General features: G+C 68.0%; 10 protein-coding genes. 6 read left to right on the top strand and 4 right to left on the bottom strand.

The features are described from left to right. Positions 1-69: 69 nt before the first annotated feature. Both ACWD3I_RS48790 and ACWD3I_RS48785 read left to right on the top strand, forming a co-directional pair. Positions 70-1,440 carry a putative T7SS-secreted protein gene (locus tag ACWD3I_RS48790; protein WP_365413426.1) on the top strand — a complete coding sequence of 457 codons (1,371 nt, stop codon included), beginning with the start codon at positions 70-72 and terminating at the stop codon, positions 1,438-1,440. Then, a complete protein-coding gene (locus ACWD3I_RS48785; RefSeq protein WP_365413428.1) occupies positions 1,437-2,183 on the top strand; it encodes a hypothetical protein in 747 nt (248 codons plus the stop codon). Before ACWD3I_RS48790 ends, ACWD3I_RS48785 begins: the two co-directional genes overlap by 4 nt. A gap of 9 nt (positions 2,184-2,192) precedes the next feature. Here the strand turns inward: ACWD3I_RS48785 and ACWD3I_RS48780 are convergent, their stop codons facing one another. Both ACWD3I_RS48780 and ACWD3I_RS48775 read right to left on the bottom strand, forming a co-directional pair. Next, positions 2,193-2,498 carry a hypothetical protein gene (locus tag ACWD3I_RS48780; protein WP_365413430.1) on the bottom strand — a complete coding sequence of 102 codons (306 nt, stop codon included), beginning with the start codon at positions 2,496-2,498 and terminating at the stop codon, positions 2,193-2,195. A gap of 110 nt (positions 2,499-2,608) precedes the next feature. Then, positions 2,609-3,670 carry a PucR family transcriptional regulator gene (locus tag ACWD3I_RS48775; protein ID WP_365413432.1) on the bottom strand — a complete coding sequence of 354 codons (1,062 nt, stop codon included), beginning with the start codon at positions 3,668-3,670 and terminating at the stop codon, positions 2,609-2,611. Between the two features lie 332 nt (positions 3,671-4,002). On the opposite strand from ACWD3I_RS48775, the gene ACWD3I_RS48770 reads away from it, so the two are divergent. The 4 genes from ACWD3I_RS48770 to ACWD3I_RS48755 all read left to right on the top strand — a co-directional run bounded on the left by ACWD3I_RS48770 (position 4,003) and on the right by ACWD3I_RS48755 (position 6,332). Further along, positions 4,003-4,233, top strand: a complete 231-nt coding sequence (locus ACWD3I_RS48770; protein WP_365413434.1) for a hypothetical protein — start codon at positions 4,003-4,005, stop codon at positions 4,231-4,233. A gap of 268 nt (positions 4,234-4,501) precedes the next feature. After that, a complete protein-coding gene (locus tag ACWD3I_RS48765; RefSeq protein WP_451084453.1) occupies positions 4,502-4,684 on the top strand; it encodes a chaplin in 183 nt (60 codons plus the stop codon). A gap of 34 nt (positions 4,685-4,718) precedes the next feature. Next, the gene (locus tag ACWD3I_RS48760; protein WP_365413436.1) at positions 4,719-5,840 is read left to right on the top strand and encodes an IS630 family transposase; all 1,122 of its coding nucleotides are present in this window, start codon (positions 4,719-4,721) and stop codon (positions 5,838-5,840) included. Positions 5,841-5,876: 36 nt separating this feature from the next. Next, the gene (locus tag ACWD3I_RS48755; protein ID WP_451084452.1) at positions 5,877-6,332 is read left to right on the top strand and encodes a chaplin family protein; all 456 of its coding nucleotides are present in this window, start codon (positions 5,877-5,879) and stop codon (positions 6,330-6,332) included. Here the strand turns inward: ACWD3I_RS48755 and ACWD3I_RS48750 are convergent. Together ACWD3I_RS48750 and ACWD3I_RS48745 are read right to left on the bottom strand one after the other, a co-directional pair. Continuing rightward, the gene (locus ACWD3I_RS48750) at positions 6,268-7,029 is read right to left on the bottom strand and encodes a hypothetical protein (protein WP_365413438.1); all 762 of its coding nucleotides are present in this window, start codon (positions 7,027-7,029) and stop codon (positions 6,268-6,270) included. The two genes, ACWD3I_RS48755 and ACWD3I_RS48750, sit on opposite strands and share 65 nt — an antisense overlap. An 83-nt stretch (positions 7,030-7,112) precedes the next feature. Beyond that, positions 7,113-8,633 (bottom strand): potassium/proton antiporter, encoded by a 1,521-nt coding sequence (locus ACWD3I_RS48745; RefSeq protein ID WP_365413440.1) that lies wholly within the window; start codon positions 8,631-8,633, stop codon positions 7,113-7,115. Between the last annotated feature and the right edge of the window lie 521 nt (positions 8,634-9,154).

Genomic DNA, 9,154 nt, shown 5'->3' with positions numbered 1-9,154 from the left:
CGCAGTCCCATCGCCTACGAGACGGCACTCGACACAACATCAACTACCCTGGCCCAAGCCGCATAGCCCGTGTCCAAGATTCCGGGTCAAGCCCCCAATCTCGGCTTCGATCCGGCACCCGGCGATCTGGAGACGGTGCGGTTGATGGTCTCCGCGATCGGACGGGTCAACCGGGAGAGCCGTACGGCGCAGACTCAGCTCGCCAAAATCGGCACATCGGACGGGATCTGGGCGGGCAAGACCGCGGACACGTTCACGAAGTCCGTCGAGAAGATTCCGCCGTATCTGAAACGGGCACTCGACTCGGTCAGCTCCGCGCACCGCGCCCTGTCGAACTGGGAGACCAGCCTGGACGGCTTCCAGACCCGTGCCCGCAAGCTGGAGGCGGAGGCAGCTGCGGCCTCCCAGAAGGTGGGTGCGGCCAAGGGCGCCCTGAACGGATTGCCGGACGACACCGCGTCGATGTCCGAAAAGGAGCAGGACGAACACGCCAAGGACAAGAAGGGCAAGCAGAAGGCCTACGACACCGCGAACGGCGAGCTGGAGGCCGTACGGGCACGGGCCCGCACCCTGCACACGGAGTACACCACCGCGGCCGACGCGACGGCGCGCACTGTCAAGGAGGCCGCGGACGACGCCCCGCCGGAGCCGGGCTGGTTCGACGACCTGGTCGACGGGTTCACGGACTTCCTGGCCGATGCCTGGAATGTCCTGTCGGATCCCAACTTCTGGAAGCTGGTCGGTGACCTCCTCGCCGACATCGCCATGGTCATCGGCGTGATCTGCCTGGTCGCCCTGATGCTCGGCACCGGCGTGGGTGCCCTCGGGCTGATCGGGTTCATCGTCGGCGTGGGCGCTCTGGCCGCGCACAGTGCCGCGATGATCGGCGGCGCGGAGGGAGTGACCTGGCAGACCCTCGCCTGGGACGCACTCGGCGTGGTGGCGGGTGGTGCGGGCCTCGCAGGTGCCAAGCTCGCGCAGGCCGGCCGGCTGATGGTGCAGTCAGGGCGGGCGTTGCGAGCCTCCGAGGGCTTCATGGCGACGCTCGGCAGGATCGGTCCCGGCACCTGGGGGAACATCGCGAAGATCCCCAGTGGCATGGCCAACTCACTGCGCGGCTTCTCCATGGCCGGCCAGGGCTGGGTCCACGTGGCCACGGGCAGGACGCTCGACATCGTCGGCACGGTCACCGGCGCGGGCTTCGCGCTCGGCTCCAACACGAACGAGGGCCGCTGGCTGGACGACGACTGGAACATCTCGGACATCCCGGTGGTCGGCCCGGTGGCGGGCTTCGTCGACTACGACGCCCCGGACAACGAGCCCAAGACCATGGCCCCTGGGCCGTTGGGCCCGCAGTTCGACACGGGCGCGACACTCACCTCGGCCGGAGAGAGCTTCGCCAAGGGCCTGCAGCCCTCGAACTTCGGGACCGCCGCATGACATCCAGCCCCATCGAGGCCGCCGCCGCGCGCGAGATACCGTACGCCTTCCAGTACACCGTCCCCGACGAGTTCGTCCGCCTGCCCGATCCGGCCGCCGACAAGGGCTGGGGCGAGTCGCTGGCCCAGCTCATGCCCGACGCCGACGAGGATCAACTTGCCTCCGCCACCGATCAGTTGCGGGCAACCTTGCCCGGACTGTCCGCAGGCGGTGAAGAGACCGTCGTACTCACCGCGATATGTCTGGGCACCGAGGACGTGGCCGGCGACGAGCGACTGTCCATGGGCCTGCTCGCGGTCACCGTGAAGCCGAGCGGGCACCGGGACCGACTGCTGGCCGCCGAGGGCATCTACCGGGCCAAGGAGCAGAAGTTCTTCGCGAATGAGCACGACTTGCACGAGCTGGACTTTCCGCTGGGCAAAGGAGTGCAGGGCCGGCAGGACATGCTGCTGGCGGCCAAGCTGCCGTCAGGCCCCGGGGTGATGTCCGCATCACTGAGACTGCTGACGCTGCCCGCACGCTTCGCCGCCGAGACCGGAATCGCGGACGTGGCCGGCACAGGAGAGACAGTTCGGCCGACGCTGCCGATGGCCTCGCTCCAGTTGATCGTCCCCACACCCCGCGACTACTGCGTGTATGCGACGATCTCCACGCCCTCGGTGTTCCTGCTCGATTCCTACTGCGGACGCCTGGCGCAGATCGGTCGCACGTTCACCTTCGACGTGCCGGAGCAGGGCCCCTGAGCCGCAGATCTACCTCTTGCCCTCACCCTGCTTCTTCTTCAGCTCGTCATACAGCGTCTGATCGAGCTTGGCGAACTCCTCGGACGCCTTCTTGGCGAACTTCGACACTCCCTTGGTGAGCTTCGACAGCTGCCCGAAGCCGTAGTCCCAGGAATCCGCAAAGTCGTCGCAGGCGGACTCGAGACCCCTGTGCCCGAACTGCGCGGAATCGGCGTGCTTCATTTCCTTGGACGCGGACTTCATCTGACCGCCACTGGTCTCCAAGGTGCCCGCCATCGCGAGCACTTCATCGCTCGCGAACTTCAAGAAGGACAACTCCGGCTCCCTCACTCCGTGCCCGGTTCACTCTTGTTCCTCAAGAACCCTGACGTTATGCGCGAGTGTGCGGTTTCGCCAGAGGCACTCGAGGGGTCCGACTGTGCTGGTCACACGTCATTGTCCGGCCAGCCAAGCAGCCGGGCACCGATCACCGCCGTCTGCAGGGTGTACCGGTGCACCGAGTCGGCCGGGTTGGCACCGGTGAGCTTGTGGATGCGCTCCAGACGGTAGGTGAAGGCCCGCACACTCAAACTCAGGCGGCGGGCCGCCTCGGCCGCGACACACCCCGAGTCGAAGTACGCGGTCAACGTCTCGACGAGCGGCCCAGCGCCCCCGCGCGCGGACTGCAACGGGCCCAAGGTGTTGCGCACCAGGTCAGCCATGGCCGACCGGTCGCGGGTCAGGACCGGGTAGACGAGCAGGTCGGCGTGGCGCAGCACCGGCTCGTCCAGGTGCAGCCGCTCAGCCAGATCGAGAGCGTTGAGAGCCTCTTCGTAGGAGTGGACGACTCCCCCAGCACCCGGATGGGGGCGCCCGATGCCGACCTGCCCCCCGTCGGTGGCCGCATGTGCCTGCTTGGCGAAGAACGCCAGGACCTCGTCCTGCTCTCCAGGAGCGATACAGACCAGTCGCCCGTCCTTCGTCGTGATCAGGATGCGCCGCTCCCCGAACCTGCTGATCAGGGCTCGCTCCACCTGCCGGGTGATCGGATGCATGTCCTCCACCGGCTTGCCGCCCTGGGCGACGGCGACGGCGTGGGCCCGGGAAAGGAGGAGCCCGAAGCGTTCGGCACGCTCCGACAGGCGCCCCAGGTCGCTACGGCCGTACAACAGGTCGTCGATGAACTCCCGGCGCACCCCTTCCTCCTGCCGTACGGCGAGCCTCTGCGCCCGCTCGTAGCCCTCGGCGAAGGCATCGATCGCCTGCTCGACGACGGCAAGCACGCCATCGACGTCCGGGGACGCGAGCGTGGGCCAGGTTTCCCGGGTGACAGACAGGTGCCGGCGCACCAGGTTCCGCAGCCCGAGGCCGGCCTCAGCGGCACGTTCTCCCCGGATGCGGAGAGTATCCAGCTCCCCCCTCGTGAGGCGGCGGCCTGTCCCACATGCCTCAGCCAGTATCCGGGCGTAGCCCTCCAGATACTCGTCGGGTACCTCGCGCCCGGTCACCCGGCCCCCTTCGGTTGTAACGCACTGCTGTCGTATGCCTAATGCATGAGGGTAAAGAGTGGCAGACCCCCACGGTGGTGCGGGAATCCGGCATGAAACGCGCAGCAGGTTTGCCGGTGCACGGCAATGCGAAGCCGACCGGACGACTGCCACGATGCAGTGGGCAGGGACGGAGCAAGCCCGGTGCCGGGCTACGGAAGTACCGGCACCGAATCCTCCTCTGCCCATATACAGGAATCCCAGGTCTAAGCCGGCGCAGCCCGCGGGCCGTCCGCCTCGCAAAACAGCACCCGACGGTGAAGCCAGGGCCGCACAGTCCTTAGAATGTCGCCATGGGCACCGGTGGGGCGAGCGCAGGCGAGATAGCGGTCCTCGACGGAGGACCGGCTGATGGCATGAAGGTGCGTGTCACCGACCGGCCGCGGCTGATCCAGGTGACCTCCCCATGCGAAGTCGAAGATCCTGCCGACGGAACGCGCGTGGAAGCCCTGTACCTGTACCGCCGCGTCCACGGGGTGAGCGACGAGCCTCTCCGTTACAGCTTCGACGTGACCAGCCCCTGACGGCACGCCAGGAGACCGCAACGCAGTACATGGCGTCGCCCCACCCGCCTCATGCCGCGAAAGGTTGATATGCCATAACTTGATTGCTTTCCTCGCGTTTCACTGGTGCGGGCGTCTGCCCGTATCCGATCTGGAAGGCAGGGAACCTATGAGACGGGCCGCCCGGAATGGTGTGATCGCCCTCGCCACCGTCTCCGGCGCGATGGCGGGCGCGGCTTCGGCCTAGGCCGACTCCGCGGCCGACGCGTCCGCGGCGGACTCGCCCGGACTGATCGCCGGCAACACCCTGCAGCTGCCGGTGAGCGTTCCGGTGAACGCCTGCGGGAATACCGTAAGCGTCGCAGGGCTGCTCAATCCTGCAGCGGGCAACTACTGCGCCCAGGAAGACTCCGAGCAGGACCAGGCTGGAGAGTCCGGCGAGGCCATGTCGACGGTCGATGCGCAGGACTAGTGTCCTGCACCAGTAGTTGATCGTTAGAAGTTGTATGTCTTCTGCTGCTGGTGCGTCAGTTCCTCGTCGGGGCCCCAAGTTGGAGCCGTTGCTGCTGTCCGTTGAGGAGCGGGCGGAGTTGGAGCGGTGGACGCGTCGGGCGACATCGGCCCAGGCCCTGGCCCTGCGAGCGCGGATTGTGCTGGCGTGCGCGGGGCCGGACGTGCCGCCGATTGTCGCGGTCGCCCGGGATCTTGGGGTGACTGCGGACACCGTGCGCAAGTGGCGGCGGCGCTTCCTGGCCCAGCGGCTGGACGGTCTGGCCGACGAGCCCAGGCCGGGCCGGCCGCCCACCATCAGTGTCGATCAGGTGGAAGCGGTCGTGGTCACGACGCTGGAGGAGATCCCGAAGAACGCCACCCACTGGTCGCGGAAATCGATGGCCGAGCACAGCGGACTGTCGAAGTCCACCGTGGGCCGGATCTGGCGGCAGTTCCAGCTCAAGCCGCATCTGGCGGACACCTTCAAGCTGTCGACGGACCCGTTGTTCATCGAGAAGGTCTACGACGTCGTCGGCCTCTACTTCAACCCGCCCGAGGGTGCGGTGGTGCTCTCGGTGGACGAGAAGTCGCAGATCCAGGCCCTGGACCGGTCCCAGCCGGTGCTGCCGATAATGCCGGGCATGCCCGAGCGGCGCACCCACGACTACGTCCGCAACGGTCTCACCACCTTGTTCGCCGCGTTCGACGTCGCCACCGGCGAGGTCATCACGGCCCTGCACCGACGCCACCGGGCCGTGGAGTTCAAGAAGTTCCTGATCCGCATCGACAAGGAAGTGCCCGCGCACCTGCAGGTCCACCTGATCGTCGACAACTACGGCACCCACAAAACACCGGCGATCAAGGCCTGGCTGGCCAAACACCCGCGGTTCGAGCTGCACTTCACCCCGACCGGCTCCTCCTGGATCAACCAGGTCGAGCGGTGGTTCGGCTACCTCGCCCACCAGATGATCCGCCGCGGCGCACACAAGAACATCCAGGCCCTCGAAGCCGACATCCGGACCTGGGTCAAGCATTGGAACGAAGACCCCAAGCCGTTCATCTGGACCAAAACAGCCGAAGAAATCCTCGACTCCCTCGCCCGCCTCTGCCGACGGATCTCCGGCGCAGGACACTAGCCGGGTGTCCTTTCCGGGATCGGAATCCAGGCGCCGGTGGATCTGCCAGCCAATGTCAGCGGCAACTCGGTGAGCGCCGTCGGCGTCGGCAACCCGGTCTCGGGCAACGAGTCCGCGAACGGCACCGCCGACCAGCCTCCTCACCTCGATCGCTCTGTGCCCGACTCCGTCGACCAGGGCCAGCCTCCCGTCATGGGCGAGCCGCTCAAATTGCCCAGGACGCACGCAGGATCCCCATCTTCACCGCAGCCCGAACTGTCCTGCCTCGCCGACACCGGCACAGACGCCACCGTGCCAGCCGCAGCCGCAAGCGCGGCACTCGTCCTCGGTGGGGCGGACCTGCACCGGCGTTTCAAGCCCACGCGGCGCTGCCGACGCGCTTCCGGAGGAGGACATGGGCGGCACGACAGGAACCTCCGGCGTGCCGTCACTCCGTCCCTCCCGCTGCCTGCGCCGCGCGTTCCGCTTCGGCGCCGCCCAGCGACTCGGTGATTTTCAAGTGCAGTTGCTGCGTGTCCTGACGGACCATCTCCGGCACCCGGTTGTTCCACTGCCTGGCCGCGTCATCCAGCGCCTTGGCGAAGATCCCGTGTGCCCGCCGACCGACGACAGTCATGGCGAGCGGCACCAGCGGGCGTGTGAATGAGCGTCCCTTGACCCGCGCCGTGACGGTGACGCGCCAGCGCCCGTCGTCGGCAGGACGCGGCACGACGGTCAGCGAGGCCCGGGCGAGTCCGTGGTCGAGCCTGCCCGTCAGCGGGGCGGCGGCAAGACGGCCGCCGCCGGCTGCTGAGGACCACCACTCGCCGAGGTCGAGGTGAAGCCGTCCGTCGCCGACAGCGTAACTCGTCCATCTCCCACCGCCTGCCCTCCACTTGACCGACAGGCTTGCCGCACGCGGCCGTTCACCACTCGCGAGCCAGAGCGCGCAGGTCATAGATCCGGGGCTGTCGGGATCGCCGTCGAGCACGACGAGCTCCACAGCCGTCCTCCGTTTGCGGTCCCAGGCCAGGATCGCGACCGTCGCATCGAGGTCAGGCCCACTGTCGTCGTCGGTCCGCCGGTGGTAGCGGGCGCCGGGAAGCAGGTGGCCTCCCTCGGCAAGGAGCAGTTCGGGCAGTCGCCGGCCGTCGGGTAGCCGCAGCCGTGTCCCCTCGGCTTCGAGGCTCTCCGCGAGGTCGTGGAGCATCAAGACGCCCGACTCCAACCAGCGGCGGGTTGACCGGCTCGGCTTGGTTGCCGGGTGCCGGACGTTCTCGATGTTCCCGGCTGTCAGGTGCCGGCTTGTTCGCCGCTCTCCGGGCCGCCGTGCTCGCCGAGCCAGCGAGCGAGCTTGCCGCGTCGGCCGATCGCGCGCAGACGGCGTTCAGCTGCCTGCCGCACCTTGGGCGTGGTGATCAGGAGGAGTTCGTCACCGGCGCGCAGCACGGTGTCGTGGCCGGGGACAGTGGTTGCACCATCGCGGACGATCAGCGTGACCACAGTCGGCGATGGCAGGCGCAGTTCGAAGATAGCGACACCATGCAGGCGTGATCCAGGGGGAATACTCACGGTGAGCAGGTCGGCCTCCAGGGTGTCCAACGGGGCGACCTCGACCTCGATGTCGCGCAGGGCACCCGCCCTCGTCAGATGCAGCAGCCGCGCGACGGCGGGCAGGCTGGGCCCCTGGACAACAGTGAAGATGACGACCAGGACGAACACGATGTTCAGCAGATCCCGGGCACCGCTGACACCTTCGACAATGGGAAAGGTGGCCAGCACGATCGGCACGGCGCCGCGCAGCCCCGCCCAGGAGATGAAACCCTGCTCCCGCCAGGGGACCCGGAAGGGCAGCAGACAGACGAGGACAGACAGGGGCCGCGCCGCCAACAGCAGGACCAGGCCGACAGCGACGGCCGGTCCGATCGCGGCGGGGAGTTCACTAGGATCCACCAACAGACCGAGCATGACGAACAGACCGATCTGAGCGAGCCAGCCAACCCCCTCAGCGAAGGAGCGGGTGGCGGCCCGGTGCGGCAGATGGGCGTTGCCCAAAACGAGCCCGGCCAGGTAGGCGGCGAGATAGCCGCTCGCGTGCACGGCTCCGGCAGCGGCGAAGGCGACGATACCGAAGCCGACGGTGGCCAGCGGATACAGGCCGGTAGCGGGTAGGGCGATGTTTCTCAAGGCAGCCGCGCCCAGGCGCCCGATCGCCAACCCGAGCACGCCACCGACGGCCAGCTCATAGACGAGATGGCCCGCAATGTGGGCCGGGTCTGGCAGGTCGGCGGTCGCCGTGCTGAGGACCAGAACCAGGATCACGGCCGGTGCATCGTTGAAGCCGGACTCGGCCTCCAGGAGTCCGGTGACCTTCTGCGGCAACGGCAGCAACCGCAGCACGGCGAACACCGCGGCGGCGTCGGTCGATGAGACGATCGCACCCAGCAGCAGTGCCAAATGCCAGTTCATGCCCAGCAGCCAATGGGCGCCGGCCGCGGTGACCGAGATGGAGACGGCCACACCCACGGTGGCCAGCACACCGGCAGGCAACAGCAGACGCCGGACATCGGACCAGTTCGACGTCAGACCGCCCTCAACAAGGATCACGGCCAGGGCGGCCGTGCCCAGCGCCTGGGCGAGCTGCGCGTCATCGAAGCGGAGACCGAACACGTCCTCGCCAACGAGGACTCCCACACCCAGGAACAGCAGCAGGCTCGGCAGCCCGACGCGATGGGCCGCACGGGCGGCGGCGATGCTGGCCAGCAGAACCGCGCCGCCGATGAGTAGGGTCAGGTAGAGCTCGTGCAGCGTCACAGGGTCGCCCTCACGCCGGGGTTGTTCCTCCGCCGGCGGTATGGAGCGCGGTGGATGACGATCATCGTACGCACACCACCACGCTAATCTGCGCGGGGCGTCTTCCGCCCGTACCGGCCCCGTCACCGGCAACCCGACCGCGAGCACCAGCGCGGACCGAGCCGTGCCTCCTCCCCTGAGCCGCGCGAGACCGAAGGTACGCGGTGCGCCGGACAGCCCTCATACCTGGGCGGCGCGGCACCAGCTGCACCTGGTGCCACTGGAGCCCGAATACCTGTGTGGAAGCACGTGCTCCAGGACGGCGTACCCGCACTCCGCGCAGTGCGCGACGCCCTACTGGAGGTGTTGAGGGCGGGCGCTGCGCCGCATCCTGGCGCAACTGCCTCACAACAGGGGTGTCGGCCTGGACCAGAACGTGTACGCCATTAGGGCCTGTGTGAGGTTGTGATCAATCTGGGTTCTGGTCCCGTGCGGGGGCGGGTCCTGGTAGGACGCTGGGTGTGACACGTAGGCAACTCAGC

It is taken from the genome of Streptomyces sp. NPDC002817 (assembly GCF_053592055.1).
This window is presented reverse-complemented; position numbering and strand designations above follow the sequence as displayed.

What these genes read in the sequence shown, in the direction of transcription:
- ACWD3I_RS48785 (WP_365413428.1), top strand. Translation starts at nt 1,437, where the DNA reads ATGACATCCAGCCCCATCGAGGCCGCCGCCGCGCGCGAGATACCGTAC.
- ACWD3I_RS48770 (WP_365413434.1), top strand. Translation starts at nt 4,003, where the DNA reads ATGGGCACCGGTGGGGCGAGCGCAGGCGAGATAGCGGTCCTCGACGGA.
- ACWD3I_RS48760 (WP_365413436.1), top strand. Translation starts at nt 4,719, where the DNA reads ATGTCTTCTGCTGCTGGTGCGTCAGTTCCTCGTCGGGGCCCCAAGTTG.
- ACWD3I_RS48750 (WP_365413438.1), bottom strand. Translation starts at nt 7,029, where the DNA reads ATGCTCCACGACCTCGCGGAGAGCCTCGAAGCCGAGGGGACACGGCTG.